At 74.0% G+C, this 17,771-nt stretch carries 16 protein-coding genes; 5 read left to right on the forward strand and 11 right to left on the reverse strand.

All coding sequences use genetic code 11. The annotated features are described in order from the left end of the window. Positions 1-206: 206 nt before the first annotated feature. The 3 genes from AB0B83_RS00310 (at position 207) to AB0B83_RS00320 (ending at position 3,848) form a co-directional block, all read left to right on the forward strand. Positions 207-1,802, forward strand: coding sequence for an AMP-binding protein (locus AB0B83_RS00310; RefSeq protein WP_357576275.1), 1,596 nt, complete (start codon positions 207-209; stop codon positions 1,800-1,802). Further along, the gene (locus tag AB0B83_RS00315) at positions 1,799-3,034 is read left to right on the forward strand and encodes an MFS transporter (protein ID WP_357576276.1); all 1,236 of its coding nucleotides are present in this window, start codon (positions 1,799-1,801) and stop codon (positions 3,032-3,034) included. Before AB0B83_RS00310 ends, AB0B83_RS00315 begins: the two co-directional genes overlap by 4 nt. Positions 3,035-3,170: 136 nt before the next feature. Next, positions 3,171-3,848 (forward strand): SGNH/GDSL hydrolase family protein, encoded by a 678-nt coding sequence (locus tag AB0B83_RS00320; RefSeq protein ID WP_357576277.1) that lies wholly within the window; start codon positions 3,171-3,173, stop codon positions 3,846-3,848. Between the two features lie 18 nt (positions 3,849-3,866). Here the strand turns inward: AB0B83_RS00320 and AB0B83_RS00325 are convergent, their stop codons facing one another. From AB0B83_RS00325 to AB0B83_RS00345, 5 genes are all read right to left on the reverse strand, one after another. Beyond that, on the reverse strand, positions 3,867-4,604 hold the full coding sequence (locus AB0B83_RS00325) for a hypothetical protein (protein WP_357576278.1): 738 nt from the start codon (positions 4,602-4,604) through the stop codon (positions 3,867-3,869). A 104-nt stretch (positions 4,605-4,708) separates the two neighbouring features. Next, positions 4,709-5,302: a TetR family transcriptional regulator gene (locus tag AB0B83_RS00330; RefSeq protein WP_357576279.1), complete on the reverse strand. Its 594-nt coding sequence runs from the start codon at positions 5,300-5,302 to the stop codon at positions 4,709-4,711. A gap of 39 nt (positions 5,303-5,341) precedes the next feature. After that, complete coding sequence (locus tag AB0B83_RS00335; protein WP_357576280.1) at positions 5,342-6,844, reverse strand: MFS transporter; 1,503 nt, start codon at positions 6,842-6,844, stop codon at positions 5,342-5,344. Positions 6,845-7,055: 211 nt separating this feature from the next. After that, positions 7,056-7,799 (reverse strand): ABC transporter permease, encoded by a 744-nt coding sequence (locus AB0B83_RS00340; RefSeq protein WP_357576281.1) that lies wholly within the window; start codon positions 7,797-7,799, stop codon positions 7,056-7,058. Beyond that, positions 7,796-8,530, reverse strand: a complete 735-nt coding sequence (locus AB0B83_RS00345) for an ABC transporter ATP-binding protein (protein WP_357576282.1) — start codon at positions 8,528-8,530, stop codon at positions 7,796-7,798. The genes AB0B83_RS00340 and AB0B83_RS00345 overlap by 4 nt, the downstream gene beginning before the upstream one ends. A 131-nt stretch (positions 8,531-8,661) precedes the next feature. Between AB0B83_RS00345 and AB0B83_RS00350 the strand changes: the two genes are divergently transcribed. Both AB0B83_RS00350 and AB0B83_RS00355 read left to right on the forward strand, forming a co-directional pair. Further along, entirely contained in the window at positions 8,662-10,587 is a 1,926-nt protein-coding gene (locus AB0B83_RS00350) for a histidine kinase (RefSeq protein WP_357576283.1), read from the forward strand. Next, a complete protein-coding gene (locus AB0B83_RS00355) occupies positions 10,551-11,198 on the forward strand; it encodes a response regulator transcription factor (protein WP_132234698.1) in 648 nt (215 codons plus the stop codon). The genes AB0B83_RS00350 and AB0B83_RS00355 overlap by 37 nt, the downstream gene beginning before the upstream one ends. A gap of 67 nt (positions 11,199-11,265) precedes the next feature. Here the strand turns inward: AB0B83_RS00355 and AB0B83_RS00360 are convergent, their stop codons facing one another. The 6 genes from AB0B83_RS00360 to AB0B83_RS00385 all read right to left on the reverse strand — a co-directional run bounded on the left by AB0B83_RS00360 (position 11,266) and on the right by AB0B83_RS00385 (position 17,770). Further along, positions 11,266-12,240 (reverse strand): phosphotransferase, encoded by a 975-nt coding sequence (locus AB0B83_RS00360; protein ID WP_357576284.1) that lies wholly within the window; start codon positions 12,238-12,240, stop codon positions 11,266-11,268. A 37-nt stretch (positions 12,241-12,277) separates the two neighbouring features. Next, complete coding sequence (locus AB0B83_RS00365; RefSeq protein ID WP_357576285.1) at positions 12,278-13,522, reverse strand: hypothetical protein; 1,245 nt, start codon at positions 13,520-13,522, stop codon at positions 12,278-12,280. A 151-nt stretch (positions 13,523-13,673) separates the two neighbouring features. Beyond that, positions 13,674-15,032 carry a hypothetical protein gene (locus AB0B83_RS00370; protein WP_357576286.1) on the reverse strand — a complete coding sequence of 453 codons (1,359 nt, stop codon included), beginning with the start codon at positions 15,030-15,032 and terminating at the stop codon, positions 13,674-13,676. Continuing rightward, positions 15,033-16,004: a transketolase C-terminal domain-containing protein gene (locus AB0B83_RS00375; protein ID WP_357576287.1), complete on the reverse strand. Its 972-nt coding sequence runs from the start codon at positions 16,002-16,004 to the stop codon at positions 15,033-15,035. After that, positions 16,005-16,976: a thiamine pyrophosphate-dependent dehydrogenase E1 component subunit alpha gene (locus tag AB0B83_RS00380; RefSeq protein ID WP_357576288.1), complete on the reverse strand. Its 972-nt coding sequence runs from the start codon at positions 16,974-16,976 to the stop codon at positions 16,005-16,007. It abuts the gene before it with no gap. Continuing rightward, a complete protein-coding gene (locus AB0B83_RS00385) occupies positions 16,973-17,770 on the reverse strand; it encodes a DUF3050 domain-containing protein (protein WP_357576289.1) in 798 nt (265 codons plus the stop codon). Before AB0B83_RS00385 ends, AB0B83_RS00380 begins: the two co-directional genes overlap by 4 nt. Between the last annotated feature and the right edge of the window lies 1 nt (position 17,771).

Genomic DNA, 17,771 nt, shown 5'->3' on the forward strand with positions numbered 1-17,771 from the left:
CCTAGCCGTCCCGTTTCACGACCGTCAATCGACCTGATCGACGCGATCAAATGTCCTCCGGTCCGCCCGGAGCGCCGTTCAGGCTCTGTCCGGTGACAGTCGGTGGTACCTACGCTCACGGTCGGCGGCGGTGCGCTCGCCCGGCCGCCGCGCCGTGCCGGGCCGCCCGGCACACGGCCACACTTCTGCGGCGAGGGGGCTGTCGGATGACCGACCGAGCGGAACGACGGGCCGGCTACGTGCACCGGGCGCTGGAGCTCTTCGCGGGCTTCGGCGATCGGGAGGCGCTGGTCGGAAACGGACACCGGCTCAGCTACGCCGAGGCCGCCACGCGGGTACGCGGGCTGGCCGCGACGCTGCTCGGGCACGGCGTACGGCCGGGGCAGGCGGTGCTGCTCGCGCTCGGCAACCCGGTGGAGGGGCCCCTGGTGCAGCTCGCCCTGCACCTGCTGGGCTGCCGGACGATGTGGATCGCCCCGGTGACGTCCCGCCGGGAGGTCGACGAGTTCGTCCGGCTGGCCCGTCCCGACGCGTTCGTCTTCGACGCCCGGGACCCGGCCGGCCTCGGCCCGGAGCTGGCCGCCGGGCTGTCCGGCGTACCCGTGCTCTGCCTCGGCCCGGGCGGCGCGGGCCCGGACCTGCTCGCCGCGGCGGCGCGCGCCGGGGCGGTCGAGCTGCCGGCCGACGTGCCGGCGCCGGAGTCGTTCCTGCAGACCAGCGGCACCACCGGCACCCCGAAGCTGGTGCACCACCGGGAGAGCTTCTACGCCCAGATCCTCGCCCTGGCCGCCGACTTCCGCGCCGCCGGGCACCCGCCGCTGCGGCACCTGTCGCACTCGCCGATGTGGCTGGCCAGCGGCCAGATCACCACGCTGTTCAACCTCTTCACCGGCGGGGTGCTGTTCCCGCGCGACGGCTGGGACCCGGCGCGGTTCATCGGGACCGTCGACCGGGAGCGCATCAACTCCACATTCGTCACGCCGCCGATGCTCTACGAGGTGCTCGACCACCCGGCCCTCGACGGCGCGGACTTCTCCGCCATGTTCATGTTCAACGTGGGCGCCGGGCCCGCCGCGCCCGCCCGGCTGCGCCAGGCGATCGCGCGCTTCGGCCCGGTGCTGCGGATCGTGTACGGCCTCAGCGAGGCCGTCGTCGTCACCGCCCTGCCGGGGCTGACCGACGATCCGGCGCACCCGCAGCGGCTGCGCTCCTGCGGGCGCCCCTACGGCGACGTGCGCGTCGAGATCCGCGCCGACGACGGCACGGTGCTGCCGCCCGGCGAGAACGGCGAGGTGTGGGTGCACACCGGCCTGCGCTTCGCCGGCTACCACGGCCAGCCCGAGCTGACCGCCGAGACGCTTGTCGACGGCTGGGTCCGTACGCGCGACGTCGGGCACCTCGACACCGACGGCTACCTCTACCTCGTCGACCGGTTGCAGGACCGGATCCTCACCCGGCGGCGCAGCTGGCCGATCCACTGCCGCCCGATAGAGGACGTCCTGGCGGGACACCCGCAGGTACGGGCGGCGGCGGTGATCGGCGTGCCGGACGAGGCGGCCGGCGAGCTGCCGTACGCCTACGTGGTGCCGGCGCCCGGCGCGACGGTGACCGCCCTGGAGCTGATCGACCTGGTGACCGCCGAACTCAGCGACACCTGGGCGCCGGGCGGGGTGGAGTTCGTCGACCGACTGCCGCTCAACCGCTCGGCCAAGGTGGACAAGCGCGCGCTGCGGGCCCGGTACGCCGCGGACCATCCGTCGTCGGTCGAGCACCCGGAGGCGTCGATCGGCAGCCTGGCGTGACCCCCCGGCGGGAACTGACCGTCCTGGTCGCCGCCGATCTGATCTCCAACCTGGGCAGCCGCATCTCGGTGGTGGCGATCCCCTGGCTGGTGCTGGAGACCACCGGCAGCCCGGCGAAGATGGGTGCGGTGGCCGCCGCCGAGATGCTGCCCTACCTGCTCTCCAGTGCGCTCGGCACCCCGTGGGCGGACCGGATCGGGCTGCGCCGCACGTCCATCCTGGCCGACGCCGGCAGCGCCGCCCTGATGGTGGCGGTGGCCCTCACCCCGTGGCTCGGCTTCGGTGCGCTGCTCGCCCTGGTCGCGGTGGTGGGTGCCCTGCGCGGCGTCGGCGACCGGGTCAAGCACGTGATGTTCCGCCCGGCCGCCGAGGCCGCCGGCGTACGGCTGATCCGGCTGACCTCCGTCTACGACGGACTGGGCCGGCTGGTCACCCTGCTCGGCGCGGGGCTGGGCGGGCTGCTCGTCTGGTGGTTCGGGGTGACGCAGGCGCTCCTCATCGACGCCGCCAGCTTCGCCGCCTGCGCCCTGCTGGTCGGCCTGCTGGTCCGGCCGCCGGCCGCCCCGGAGGCACCGGCCGCCCCGGAGGGCTACCTGCGCGCGCTCGCGGGCGGGTTCCGCCACCTGGGCCGCGACCGGATGCTGCTGACCATGCTGCTGGTGATCTCGGCGCTGAACATGGTGGTCAACGCGAGCGTCGCGGTCTACATCCCGCTCTGGGTGGCCGACGTGCTGCACGGCCCCGCCGGGCTGGGCCTGGTGCTCGGCGCGTTCTCGGCCGGCGCGCTGCTGGGCAACCTGCTGTTCACGGCGTACGGTCCCCGGCTGCCCCGGTACCTGACCTTCGTGGTCGGCGCGGCGCTCGGCGGCGCCCCGCGCCTGCTGGTCCTGGCGCTGAGCGAGGAGCTGGCGGTGGTGCTGGCGGTGACGTTCGCCTCCGGCATCGGCATCGCGGCGGTGAACCCGCTGCTCGGGGTGGCGATCTACGAGCGGGTGCCGGCCGGCCTGCAGACCCGGGTGATCGGGCTGGCCGGGTCGCTGGCGTTCGCGGGCCTGCCGCTGGGCGCGCTGCTGGGCGGCTGGTCGGCCACCGCGCTCGGCCTCGCCCCCGCCCTGCTGGTCATGGCGGCGTTCTCCCTCGTGGTCACCCTGCTGCCGCTGCTGCCCGGCCTGCGGCCACGGTCGACGGTGGCGCCGGCCGAGCGGGCACCGGGTGTCGTGGGCCGGGCGTAGGGCCGGAACACGGCCACGCGGGAGGACGTACGCCGGATCGCGCTGGGTCTGCCGGAGGCGGGCGCCGACCGACCGTAGCGTCGCGTCAGTCCGCCAGGCCCTTCTCCGGCCCCCGGACGTCGGCTAGCGTGCCGGCATGCCATCGACGTTGACCGAGGCGACGGATCCCTGGTGCCTGCGCGACGGGGAGAGCGCGGCGCTGCTGCGCGACCACCCGTGGCGGCGCTTCGCGGTGCTGGGCGACAGCGTGGCCGAGGGGCTCTGCGAGCCCGTCGACGGCTATCCCGACGTGCAGTGGGCGGACCGGATCGCCGCCGAGCTGCGGGCCGTCCGGCCGGAGCTGGCGTACCTCAATCTGGGCCTGCGGGGGCTGCGGGCGCACGAGGTGCGCGCCGCCCAGCTCGCCCCGGCGCTGGCCTTCCGCCCCGACCTGGCGCTGGTGGTCTGCGGCGGCAACGACGCCTTCGGGCGGGGCTACGACCCGGACGCCGTCGACGCGGAGCTGACCGCGATCATCGAGGCGCTTCAGGCCGCCGGGGCGGACGTGATCACCGTCGGCATGTTCGACGTGTCGCTCAGCCCCGCCGTGCCCGAGCGGCACCGCGCCGGCCTCGGCGAGCGGATGCGGCGGCTCTCCGCGCGCACCGGGGCCCTCGCGGAACGGCTCGGCACCCTGCACGTGCGGCTCACCGACCACCCGCTCACCGCCGACGCGACGATGTACAGCAGCGACGGCCGGCACGGCAGCGCCCGCAGCGACGCGGTCGCCGCGGCCGAGACCGTCCGCCGCCTCGGCGCCCACCTCGCGCCCTGACCCGGCGTCGACCGCGGCTCAGCGGTGCTGGACCCACACGTTCGGCTCGACGTAGGTGCCCTGGTCGAGATCGAGGTCCACGCGCAGCAGGCTGAGGCCGTCGGGGATGACGTAGTCGCCGCTGTCGGGGAAGGCCATACCGGTCCACTGCTGCCACTCGGCGACGGTGCCGGTCATCGTCTGCGACCGGGGCACCATGGCGATCGGCCGGGCACCCAGCCGCCAGTGGGTGCGCAGCCAGGGATCGAGCGGGGAGCCGTCCTCCCGGGTCCAGGCGGCGAACCGCTCGATCGGGGTCAGCGGGTAACGGGCCTTGAGGGTGGGCCGCACCGGGGCGATCACCCGCGACCAACCACGCTGCTCGGCCACCGACCGCAGCGCCGTGAGCAGGTCGCCGGCCAGGCCCTGGCCACGCCTGTCGGAACGCACCTGGGCGGCCATCACCACGAGGGTGTCGGGTTCCTCGTCGCGGTCGTGGCCGGTGACCGCGCGGCGCAGGGAGTCGGTGTAGCCCTCCGGCAGGTGCGCCGGGTCGCCGTCCCAGCGGATCGGGACCGCCCACCCCGCCGCGACGAGGTCGCCGTCGCCGTCGAGCAGCACGAGTTCCAGGTCGGCGAACACCTCCCGCACGCGGCCGAGGTACCGGCCGGCCTGCCGGTCGGCCGTGATGAACGCCGGCCAGCCGCCCGCGAACAACCGGTCCATCTGGTCACCCGGCCGCGGCCGTGCCCGCAGCGGCTCCACGACGGTACGCATGGACGCCTTCCTACCAGGACGGTCGCCGGCCGCACCACGTCAATTGGTCGGCCCGCCGATCGGCAACTCGCCACCCACACCGACGCGGAACCGTCGGCGGGCCGTCAGATGTCGGTCTTCCGCGAGGCGACCTGGACGTGGTCGCGGTAGGTGAGGGCGATCAGGTCCGCCTCCAGTTGGTCGCGGTCGGCGTCGTCGAGGATGGCGCCCCACAGCGGTGCGCTGTTGCTGCCGTCCGCGGCGGCGATGACCATGCGGACGATCGTGGGTTCGAGGCCGTCGTCGAGGAGAGCCTCACGCCACTGTTGCGCGTCCTGCTGTGCGAGCGCCTCCAGGCCGGGTTCGAACATGAGATGCGCGGCGAGGGCGATGTGGTCGCGTAGCCCGGTGAGGTCGCCGGCGTGGGCGAAGCTCGCGCGGATGTACGCCCTCGTGAGCCTGCCCGGCGTTCCTTCCTCCTCCTCGGCCGCGACCTGTTCGACGTCGTGTCGGAACTGGCCCATCAGATGGTTGGCCAGACCACCGAGGAGTTCTTCCTTGTTGGGAAAGTGGTAGAGCAGACCGCCCTTGGACACCCCGGCTGCCTCGGCGATGTCCGAGACGGGCACCGCGGTGCCATGCCTGCTGATGAGACGCGCGGCAGCGTCCAGGATGAGCCGTCTCGTTTCGGCTGCGCTGCGCCCAGCGGTCCGTGCCATGTCGACGTCCTTTCTCCTCCGGTCACGAACACCGGGAGGTCAGTGCTCCGCTGGCGCAGCGTCCTTGTGGTTCGGGATGAGCGTGAAGGCCACGATCGCGGCGATCACCATGACCGCGCTCGCGATCAGGGTAGTTGCCTGCATGGCGGACACGAACGCCTCCTGCGCGGCCTCCAGCGCCGCGCTGCCGGGCGCCAGGACCGTGCTGGCCGCCGCCAGGGAGTCCTCGGCCCGGGTCGCAGCCCCGCCGGCGACATCCGCAGGGAGGGCGAGGTGGAAGCGGTAGAGCACGGTGATGACGGAGCCCAGGATCGCGATGCCGAGGGCGACGCCGAGCTCGTACGCGGTCTCCGCGACCGACGCCGCCGCGCCGGCCTTGGCCGGGCGGACCGCGGAGACCACGGCGTCGACGCTGAGGGTCTCGGCCACGCCGATCCCCAGGCCCAGCGGGACCACGGCGAGCAGCACCCAGCCCAGTTGCTCACTGCCTTCCAGCGCGGCCAGGATCGCCAGCCCGACAGCACCGGTCAGCAGGGCGACGGCGATGGCTCGTCCCCGCCCGAGCCTGGTGAGAAGGAACCCTACGGCCGCGACCGCGGCCATCGCCGCCACCGCCGCGGGCAGCTGCGCCAGTCCCGCCCGCAGGGGACTGAGCTCGCGGGCGAGCTGGAGGTACTGGGAGAAGAAGAACAGGACGCCGCTGAGGGCGAACACGGAGATGAAGTTCACCAGCACCGCCCCGCTGAACGCGGGATTGCGGAACAGGTCCACCTCGATCATCGGCGAGTCGACCCGCCGCTGGCGACGCACGAACAGCACCCCGCCGACCACGCTCGCCACGATCGCGACGGCGGCGGTGACGCCGAACGCGCCCCCGGTGAGCTTCTTGATCGTGTACACGAACGGGATGATCGTCAGCATCGACAACCCGCTGGAGACCAGGTCGAACCGGCCGGGGTCGGGGTTGCGGGACTCGGGCAGGAGCCACCCGCCGACGATCAACACGAGCAGCATCACCGGGAGGTTGATCAGGAACACCGAGCCCCACCAGAAGTGCTCCAGCAGCGCCCCGCCCACCAGCGGGCCGAGCGCGATGCCACTCGCCGCCGCGGCCGACCAGATCGCGATCGCCCGCGTCCGCTCGATCTGATCGGTGAAGATGTTCCGGATCAGCGACAGCGTCGACGGCATGATCGTCGCACCCGCAACACCCAACAGCAGACGGGCCGCGATCAGCGCCTCCGCCGAGGGGGCGAACGCCGCCAGCGCCGAGGCCAGCCCGAACGCAGCCGAGCCGATCAGCAACAACCGCTTCCGGCCGATCCGGTCGGCCAGGTTACCCATCGTCACCAGCAGACCGGCCAGGGCCAGGGAGTAGATGTCCCCGATCCACAGCACCTGCGTCGCCGTCGGTGACAACTCCGCGGTCAGCGACGGTACGGCCAGGTAGAGCACCGTCGCGTCGATCGCCAGCAACGACACGGCGCCCACCAGCACGGCCAGTGACGCCCAGCGACGCGTGGGGCTCAACGCCGCACTCATCCGCATCTCCCTAGAACTAAACCGTCCCGACGGTACAGTTCTACCAGGGAGGAGACCGGAACGACGAACCGCCCGGCTGGTGCAGGCGTACCGGATCACCGCGTCGGTGCTGGCGAGACGCGGCGCGGCTGGCCGCCGACCGGGACCGTCCGACGACGCCGGCCCCCGTTGCGTCGACGTCGTCGGCGGCCGTGCCGCTCGCGACGGCGGATCACTCCCAGCGGAAGTAGCGGGCCGCGAACCCGCCCAGCACCACGGTGAACGCCGCCATCACGGCCAGGTGCGACAGCATGGGCCAGGAACCCGCCCAGGCGTCCTGCAGGGCCTGGGACGCGGCGCCCAGCGGGGTGAAGTCGGCGATCTTCCGCACCAGGTCCGGCATCTGCGGCCCCGGCGTCCACACCCCCGCGAAGAACATCATCGGGAAGTAGATCAACTGGCCGACCCCCGACGAGGCCCGGGCGCTCGGCGTGACCGCCGCCACGAGCAGCGCGACGGCGCACATCGCGCTCGACCCGAGCGTGAACGCCAGCACGAAGCCGACCGCGTTGCCGGGCGGGGAGACGTCGAAGACGGTCGCCGCCACCAGCCAGGCCAGGCCGCAGGCGACGAGCAGTGCGGCGACGTTCACGGCCACCTGCGCGACGAGCAACGCCGCCGGCGAGACCGGGGTGGTCGACAACCGACGCAGGACGCCCCGCTCGCGGTAGCTGGCCACCACGGCCACCAGCGTCACCATCGTCACCGTCGCGATGGCCAGCGTCATGGTGATCGGCAGGTAGACCTCCACGGGACGCCGGCCGCCCATCTCCTCCGACGGGTCTCGGGTCCCCGGCAGGGCCAGGCCGAGCACCAGGATCAGCAGGGCCGGGAACGCGACGGCGAAGAACGTACCGACCGGATCCCGGAGGAACAGCTTCGCCTCGACGCGTGTGATCTTGGAAAGGGCGGTCATCGGTTGCTCCTGGCGGCGGTGAGGGAGAGGATCGCGTCCTCGAGGGTGGGCCGTTCGACGCCGGACACCTGGGCACCGGCGATCAGGTTGCGGGGAGTGTCGACGACGACGACCCGGCCGGCCACGACGACCGCCAACCGGTCACAGAGGCGCTCCGCCTCGTCCATGAAGTGGGTCACCAGCACGACCGTGACGCCACGGTCCCGGACCTGCCGGACCAGCTCCCACGTGTCCCGCCGCGCCTGGGGGTCCAGGCCGGTGGTCAGCTCGTCCAGGATCGCCACCGACGGGTTGCCGACCAGGGCGAGCGCGATCGACAGCCGCTGCTTCTGGCCGCCGGAGAGCTTCGCGAACACCGTGTTCCGTTTGGCGGCCAGGCCCAGCTCGTCCATCAGTTCCCGCCAGTCGGCCGGGTGCGGATAGAACGAGCTGTAGAGGTCGAGCGCCTCCCACACCTTGATCCGGTCCGGCAGTTGGCTCTCCTGGAGCTGGATGCCCAGCTTCCGCCGCACCGCCGCGCGGTCCCGGTACGGGTCCAGCCCCAGCACCCGTACCGTCCCCGAATCCGGGGTCCGGAGTCCCTCGACGCACTCCACGGTGGTGGTCTTGCCCGCGCCGTTCGGGCCGACGAGCCCGAAGATCTCACCCTCGTCCACGCTCAACGACACGTCGGCGACGGCCACCTGGTCGCCGTACTGCTTGCGGAGGTTGCGCACCTCGATGACTGACATGCCGGCAACGCTAGGAATCGCGGCGGGCGCGCAGAATGGGTCCAGCCGCCCGGTGGGGGTGTACCCAGCCCCACCCCTGGTCGGTAGCCTGCCCCGATGCGGTGGCGGTCGGTGCGGCGAAGACTCGACCCGTGACCCGCTTCGTGCTCGCCGTACCGCGCTGCGTCGCCCTGGTCGTCCTGGTCGCGGCCGGGTTCGTCTACGGGCACCTCCTCGTGGTCGCCGCCACCCTGGTGATCCCCTATCCGCTCGGCCTCTCCGGCCAGTTCCGGCTGATCGCGCTGGCCCGCCGGCTCGCCCGCGCCTGGGCCGGAGCGGACCTCCCCGAGCCCGTACGGTCGCCGCCACCCGCACCGCACCGGCGCGCGGACGGCTGGTACGTCCACGGGGACACGGTGTTCAGGTCGCCCCGGGTGCCGGCGTTCCTGCTCACGCTGGACCACCACGCGAAGGACCCGACGCTCGGCCGGGAATGGGCGTGGCTGATCCTCACCCCGGTCACCGGCGCGGTCCCGCTCCTGGTGCCGCCCGCGCTGATCGCGGCCGGCGGGTTCCTGCTCGCGTCGCCACCCTGGCCGCTCGCGTGGTCGGTGCCGGTGGCCGTCGCGGCGATCGTGGCCGCGTTCCTGCTCGCGCCGGCTGCGCTGCGGGCGTTCGGGCGGTGGACCGGCGTGCTGCTGGGCAGCGGCGAGCCGCCGCGGACGGCGGTCGGACGCTGGGTCACCCGGGCGTCGGCCGCGACCTGGCGGACGGCCGGCCTGGCCGGGCTGTCCCTCGCCGCGTTCGGCGGCCTGCTGCTCAACCTGCTCACCGCCGTCGTGTCGTGGGGTGGGCTGCTGCCGTACACCCTGCCGGCCACGCGGTCGGTGGTGGAGCTCTACCGACGCCACGTCCGCCGGTGGACGGGCGCCGACCTGCCCGCGCCGTACCGGCCGTACCCGCCGCCGCCCAGCCCCGGCGAGGACGGCAACTACCGGGTCGGGCGGGTCCTCTACACCGATGTCGTGGCGGCCGTCCAGGGTCAGCGGCCGGGGTGGCTGCTCGGCGACCCGGCCACCTGGCGGGACCAGGTGTGGGCACTGGGCTCGCTCGTCCTGGCCCCGCTCTCGTTCGTCCCGGCGGTCCTGGTCGGCTTCGGGTTCTACGGCCTGTTCTGCCAGCCGCTGACCTGGGCGAGCTGGGCGGTGCCGATCGGCCTGTCCACCGGCTACTGGGTCACCCCGTTCTACCTGTGGTTCGGCTTCGAGCACGTCGGCCTCGTCGGGCCGTGGTTACCGGACTGGGCGAGCATGCCCCTCGGGCTGGCCATGGCGCTGCTCGGGCTCGGCCTGGCCGGCCCGCTGATGAGGCTGCGGCTGGCGTGGGACCAGCTCCTGCTCACCCCCACTGCGGCCGCCGTGCTCGCCTCGCGGGTCGCGCACCTCGCCACCACCCGGGCCGACGCCGTCGACGTGCAGGCGGCCGAGCTGCGCCGCATCGAACGCGACCTGCACGACGGCGCCCAGGCTCGGCTCATCGCCGTCGGGCTCGGCCTGGCCGCCGTCGCGCGACTCATGGAGACCGACCCGGCGCGGGCGCGGCTGGTGCTGGCGCAGGCGCAGGAGACGTCCGCCGCCGCGCTGGCCGAGCTGCGCGACCTGGTACGCGGCATCCATCCGCCGGTGCTGGCCGAACGCGGACTCGGCGACGCGATCCGGGCGATCGCGCTCGACACCCCGCTGCCGGTGGACGTGGACGTCGACCTGCCCGGCCGGCTCGACGCGCCGGTCGAGTCGGCCGCCTACTTCGTCACCTGCGAGGCCCTCACCAACGCGGCCCGCTGCGCGGCCCACATCACCGTCTCGCTGTCGCACCGCGACGGGGTGCTCCGGATGGTGGTGGCTGACGACGGTCCCGGCGGGGCCGACCCGGCCGCAGGGACCGGGCTGCGCGGCGTCCAGCGGCGGCTCGCTACATTCGACGGAACCCTGACCCTGCACAGTCCGCCCGGCGGACCCACCGTCGTCACCATGGAGATCCCGTGCGCGTCGTCCTCGCCGAAGACCTCCACATCCTGAGGGACGGGCTGGTCCTGCTCCTCGAGAGCCACGGCTTCACCATCGCCGAGGCCGTCGGCGACGGGCCGTCCCTACGCACCGCCCTGGCCCGGCACCGGCCCGACGTGGCCATCGTCGACGTACGGCTGCCGCCGACCTTCACCGACGAGGGACTCCAGGCGGCGCTGGCCGCCCGGCGGGACGTCCCCGGCCTGCCGGTGCTGGTGCTGTCCCAGCACGTCGAGCAGCTCTACGCCCGGGAGCTGTTGGCCGACGGGGCCGGCGCGGTCGGCTACCTGCTCAAGGACCGCGTCCTGAACGCCGACCAGTTCATCGACGCCGTGCGCCGCGTCGCGGCGGGCGGCACCGCGATGGACCCCGAGGTGATCGCCAAGCTGCTGACGGCCGGCGGCACCGCCTCGCCCCTGGCCCGCCTCACGCCGCGCGAGCGGGACGTCCTCGAACTCATGGCCCAGGGGCGTTCCAACGCCGCCATCTCGCAACGGCTGTTTCTCAGCGAGAGCGCCGTGGGCAAGCACACCGCGAGCATCTTCGGCAAGCTGCGTCTCCCCCCGTCCTCCGACGACAACCGCCGGGTCCTCGCCGTCCTCGCCTACCTCAACGACGCCTGACAGAGCGCTCCCCCGGCCCGACGACGCCACCGCACGCCCCCGCCACCACCGGCGCCGGCGGCAGGGCTCAGGCGAGCTGGTCCAGTGCCCGGGTGGTGTTGTGCGCGACGATGTCGAGCATGCCGGCCCGGTCGGGGAAGTCGCCGTCGAGCAGGCGCAGCGGGCCCGCCACCAGCGACAGGTGCGTCGCGAGCCGGTAGAGGCGCAGCCGGTCCTCGTCGAGACCGGGCACGGCCAGCGCCGGATAGTCGTCGCCGAAGCGCAGCTCGAGGAAGGCGTGCTCCCACTCGACGTCGAGGAACATGGTGCCCTCGATGTCGACGAGCACCGGGCGGTCCCGGTCGTCGACCAGCACGTGGTCCGGGCCCAGTTCGCCGTGGATCAGTCCGTGGCGGGAGCGGGGGGCCACGGCGGCGTACCGCTCGGCCAGGGCGTCGGCGAGCCGGTCCCGCACGGCCGCGATCCGCTCGACCCGGGCGGCGGCCTCGGCCAGGTCGCGCAGCGCCCGGTCGAGGACGAGCCGCTCCACCGGCCGATCCGCCGTCGGGGTGTCGGCCCCCGGGCGGCCGTACCGGTCGCGGCGCCGGGCGTGCATGCTCCGGAGGGCGTCGCCCAGCCGGGCCGACACCGCCCCGGCGCGGCGCGGGTCGCGCTGGCGCAGGTCGTGCAGGATGCCGCCCCGGACGTCCTCCACCACGGCCACCTCGCCGGGCAGCAGGGTCGCGGTGGGGTGCAGCAGCAGCCGCGGCACCCGCACCCCGGCGGCGGTGAGCTCCCGGTGCGCCGCGGCGAACAGGCCGGCCCCGGTGGCGTGCCCGAACGGGTCGTCGGGTGCCGGTGCCGCCGCCGGCCAGTAGTCCTCCCCCGGGTGCCAGACGTAGGCGACGCCGGTGGAGCCGTCGTCGAGGGTCAGCCGGTAGACGCCCTTCTTCGTACCGCCGGTCAGCCGCCGCACCGAGACCAGCGCCCGCCCCCGCCCGAACGCCGCCCGCGCCACCGGAAGCAGCTCGTCGACTGTCAGCCCCACCCGCGCGCCACCCACCCGGCCATCCTGCCCGGCGGGCTCCCGCGGTGAAAGATCAGGCGGCAGACGTGCCGCCGCCGCGCACCGCGACCACGCGGCGGCGCCGGACGAGGAGCAACAAGACTCCGCCGCCCGCCACCAGGGCGAGACCGGTTCCCGCGACCAGTCCGACCCGCGGCCCGGTGATCGGCAGGTCGCCCCCACCGCCGCCGTCGCCGCCACCACCGCCGTCGTCCCCGGCACCGTCCTTCGCCGCGACCAGGACCGCGAACCCGTCCCGGTTGTCGCTGTCGTCCACGTCGGCCGCCGGCACGGCGACGGCGTTCGCCGGCAGCCCGGTACGCGGCAGGCCGGAGCGACCGTCCGTCCGCGCGGCCAGGCCCTCGACCTGCACCGTCCCGCCCGCCAACGTGACGGGCGCCTTCATGGCGGCCGCCACCGTCACCAGATCGTGCAACTCGACGGCGGAGTGACTGCCGTCGGTCGGGTCGGTGTCCTGGCCGGCCGGAATCAGCGCGAGCGTGTCGTAGGTGCAGACGGCGGACCGCCGGTCGCGAGCGACGACGCACTCCTTCGGCGGTCGGGTGAACGTCACCGCCTCGGGCAGGCGCAGCGTGACCTTGATGCCACCGACCGCCTCGCGGCCCTGGTTGACGATCCGGTAGCGCACCGCGCCCGTCTCACCCGGCTGCAACGTCCCCGTGGGTTCGAGCCGGCCGCCCGCGCCGATCCGTACCGACTGCTTCACGTCCGGCGCCACCACCGACAGATCGGCCTCGGGTTCGTCGACCAACCTGAGCGTGAACCGCTTGGGGGCAGCGGTCTGCATCTGCTCGTCGCCCCAGGCCATGCCGGCCTCGACGGAGAAGGTGCCTTCGTAGGGCTGCTGGTTCTCCTGCACGTTGACGTCGAAGGGAAGATCCACCGTCTCGCCGGCTGCCGGCAGCAGCTCCGGAAGCGCGTGCGGACCGATCCGGCAGTACCAACCCGCGGCGTCGCCGTCGCACTCGCCGGAGCCGCCGCCCTCCGGCCACATCAGGGAGATCCCGACCGGCCAGTCCTGCTCGCCAGGGCGGACGTAGAAGATCGCCTCTCGCGGCGTGCTGTCGGTCAGATTGGTGAGCCTGAGGTGGATCCGTTTCTTCCCGACCCCCAACGGGACCGTCGTACCGGTCACGTCGACCGTGAACTTCGGATCCGCGTTCGCCGCCGCAGCGGGACCGCCGGGGACGGCCAGCCCGGCGAGGACGAGCAGCGTCACCGCCGCCGTGCGCGACAGCCATCGATGACCAAGACCCATGGCGGGCTCCTTCAGGCAGGCGGCGATCGTCGTCAACGACTCCCAGTCAAACCGCTCACATCGACTCTTGCAAACGTCTGCGCGGCGCGGCGTGCGGGATCCGCCGCACCCGGTCACCGGGGGCGGGAGCGAGCCGCCGCGCCGCGCGGCGTCAGTCGACCACCAGCAGGCCGGAGAGGAGGACGCCTCGGGCCAGGTTGAGCACGCCGTCGCAGCCGGGGAAGCCGGTACGGATGCAGGCGCCGGCGGCCCGGCGGCCGAACAGGTACGGGGCGATGCTGTACGGCACCTCGGCGGCGACCGTCTCGCCGGTCCCGATGTGCACGAAGTCCAGCGGAACGTCGTCGGCCTTCACGTACTCCTGGAGGATGAAGCCGCCCCGGTCGACGGCGCGGGTCAGCCCGTCGCGCCACGCGCCGGCGTCGGTCTCCCGGCCGATCAGCACGTCCACCCCGGCGGAGCCGTCGGCCGGCTTCGCCACCAGGCCGGCCCGGTCGGCGACCGCCCGGTCGAGCAGGTCCGCCGTCAGCGACCAGGTACGCGGCACGTACCGGTGCACCAGGTCCCGGTCGGCGGCCGGCAGCGTGTCGGCGTCCTCCCACAGCCACGCGAAGGCCCGCTTGTTGGCGACCAGCCACGCCGCCGTCGACACCCACATCGGCACCGTGCCCGCCGCCAGCGCCGCCGCCAGGGCGTCGACCCCGGCGCTCGGGGTGACCCGGTTGGGCACGAAGAGCCGGAACACCCCGTCGACCGGGGCGCCGCCGGCGACGAGCCGTTTCCGGTCGTCCAGCGTGACCTGGGAGACCGGCGCGACGACCAGGTCCATGCCGCACGCGGCGGCCCGCTCGACGACCGGCGACAGCAGCCGGATGAACCGCTGCGGGTCGTCGAGTCCCGGGTACTCGGCGTCGAAGTCGATAAGCATGGCGACGCGGGCCCCCTCGGGCAGGCCGAGGCCGGCGCGGATCGCGGCGAACCGCCGGTCGACGGCCGAGGGGGCCGCCGCGACGCGGACCCGGTCGGTGAGGCCGCGCCGCCGGTAGACCTCGACGAAGCGGCGCACGGTGGTGTCCGCGTCGAACGCCCCGCCGAGGCTGCTGTCGATGTTGTACTCGACGAACCTGGGCACCCCGTCGCTGAGCAGCACGTCCGGCCGGAACGCGTCGAGCAGCGCCTCGGTCAGCGGCTCGTCGTCGTCGAGCAGCCGGGTCTCGCCGTCGGGCACGTTCAGCAGCCGGCGCAGCTCCCCCGCCGTGCCGGCACGCCGCCGGCACGCCTCGAAGATGAGCTGGGCGATCCGGTCGGCGACGGCGTTGAGCACGCCGAGCGACGTCTCGTCCATCACCGGCGGCCGGGCCAGCCGCCACTGCTCGTTGTACGTGGCCCGCCCGTCGAAGACCTCCCGCCAGGACTCCGCCCCGGCGGCCACCATCTCGGCGCGCACCGGCGCGGGCAGGTCGAGCCACGCCCGCGCGGCGGAGGGCCAGCGGTAGTCGACGTCGTCCATTCATCCCTCCTTCATGACGTGTCCGATGGCGGCCCGGAGCTGCTCGCGGCTGGGCTGCACGGCCCGGTCCAGCGCCGGGGCGAACGGCAGCACCGCGCCGTCGGGGCGGGTGACGCGGCGCGGCGGCGCCACCAGGCGCACCCGCTCGACCATCGTCGCGATGATCTCCCCGGCGATGCCGCAGGAGCGGTTTGCGTCGTCCACCACCACCAGCCGCCCGGTGCGCCGCAGCGACTCGGCGAGGGCGTCCCAGTCGAACGGGTACAGCGTGCGTGGGTCGAACACCTCCACCGACACCTGGTCGGTGAGTTCCTCGGCGACCGCGAGGGCGTCGTGCACCAGGTGTCCGACCGCGACCACGGTCACGTCGTCGCCGGGCCGGTGCACCCGGGCGCGCCCCAGCGGCACCGGGGCGAGCGCGGCGAGGTCCACGTCGGCGCGGACGTCCAGCGCGCCGGCGGGGGCGAAGACCACCACCGGGTCGTCGCACCGCACCGCCGACACCAGCAGCCCGTACGCGTCGGCCGGGGTGGCCGGCACGACAGTGGTCACCCCGACGTGGGCGAAGAGGCTGTACGGGTGGTCAGAGTGCTGACCCGCCCAGCCCGTCCGGGAGCCGGAGCCCGGCACCAGGTAGGTGACCGGCACCGCGCACTGCCCGCCGGTCATCAGCGGGAACTTGTGCGCGTGGTTGACGATCTGCTCGAAGACCAGGAACAGCAGCGACGGGATCTGGAACTCCACCACCGGTCGCATCCCGGCCAGGGCCGCCCCGGTGGCGAAGCTGGTGAACGCCTGCTCCGACAGCGGCGTGTCCCGCACCCGGTCCGGGCCGAACCGCTTGAGCAGCCCGGCGGTGACGTTCGAGGCGGCCACCCGGATGTCCTCGCCGAGCAGGAACACCGACTCGTCGCGGGCCAGCTCGTCGGCGAGCGCCCGGGTGAGCGCCCTGCGGTAGGAGAGCCTGGGCATCTAGCCACCTCCGGTGCGCGCGGTCAGGCCGCTGGCGTACAGGTGCGCGAGGGCGTCGGCCGGGTCCGGGTCCGCGCTGGCGAGCGCGAACTCGACGGCCCACGCCAACACCGCCTCCACCTCGGCGTCCACGTCGGCCCGTACGGCGGCGGGCAGCCGGGCGCCCTGGATGTCCACCGGGTCGCGGGAGCGGCCCCGGGCCACCTCCTCGGGCGGGCGGTAGTCGAGGCGTACCGCGTGTTCGAAGGTGTGGTGGGCGTCGAAGCGGTAGGTGCGGGCCTCGATCAGCTCGGGGCCGCCGCCGGCGCGCATCCGGTCGACGGCGGCGCTCGCGGCGTCGCGTACCGCCTCGGGGTCCTGGCCGTCGATGACGGCGGCCGGGATGCCGAACGCGGCGGCGCGGCCGGGGATGCTGCCCGCGACCGCGCCCGCGACGGGCATCGTGGTGGCGTAGCCGTTGTTCTCGCAGACGAACAGCACCGGCACCCGCCACAGCGCGGCCAGGTTGAACGCCTCCAGCAGCATCCCCTCGTTGACCGCGCCGTCGCCGAAGAAGCTCACCCCGACGATGTCGTCGCCCCGGCGGCGGCGCGCCCACACCGCCCCGGTGACGATCGCCCCGGACGCGCCGACGATGGCGTTGGCGCCGAGCACGCCGACCGCGAAGTCGGCGGCGTGCATCGAGCCGCCCCGGCCGGCGTTGAGGCCGGTGACCCGGCCGCACAGTTCGGCCATCATCCGGGCCGGGTCGGCGCCCTTGGCGAGCACGTGCCCGTGCCCCCGGTGGGTGCCGGCGACCACGTCGTCGGCCCGCAGCGCCGCGCAGACCCCGGCGGCGATCCCCTCCTGCCCGAGGTACGGGTGGATGCCGCCGACGACGTGTCCGGACCGGACCAGCTCGATCGCCCGCTCCTCGAAGCGGCGGATCAGCCGGACGGTCCGGTAGAGCCGGACCGGGTCGGCGTCGGTCACCGCTCGCGCCCCTGCTTGACGGCGGCGAGGATGTCGTCCCAGAGCCGGGCGCGGGCGGCGAGCGCGGTGTTGACGGTGTCCGCGCACTCCTGCCACCTGGCGTCGTCGTCGCCGCACAGGTCGGCGAGCATCTGCATGGCCATCGGGGTGTGCTGCTCGCCGTCGACCTCGATGTGCCGCTCCAGGTAGTCGACGAACGTGTGCAGCCGCCGGCTGCGCTCGTTGACCGCGACGACCTGGGTGAACATGTCGGGGATCAGGTCCTCCCGGCCGAAGGCGAAGGCGGCGGCCTGGCAGTGCACCGGGGTGCTCTCGATGATCCGCCAGGTGGTCGCGGCGAACGCCGCCGACGGCGCGGGCACCCGGGCCGCCACCAGCGCCTCGGCCACCGGGCGGCCGGCCCGCAGCAGGTCGATCAGCGCGTCCACGGCCGTGGTGTCGGCGCCGGCCTCGCGCATGCCCCGCACGTACAGCTCGAAGTGGCTGATGTAGCCGTCGCCCAGCTCGTCGCTCTCCTCCACCATGACGATGTCGTTGATGAGGCGGCGGCTGCCGGTCGGCCCGGTGGGGATCCACGGCACGGTGACGCAGGTGAGCTGCCGCTGCAACGACGTCAGCAGGGACATGAAGTCCCAGACGGCGAAGACGTGGTGCTCCATGAAGGTCACCAGCGCCTCGTGGGTGTCGAGAGCGGCGTAGAGCGGGTGCCGCACGACCGCCTCGCGGCGCTCGCCCACCGCCTTCTCCAGCCGTTCGATCCCCGGGTGCGTCCTACCCCAGTCGTACCGTGACATG

The organism is Micromonospora sp. NPDC049060 (assembly GCF_040649055.1).
Classification (GTDB): Bacteria; Actinomycetota; Actinomycetes; order Mycobacteriales; family Micromonosporaceae; genus Micromonospora; species Micromonospora reichwaldensis.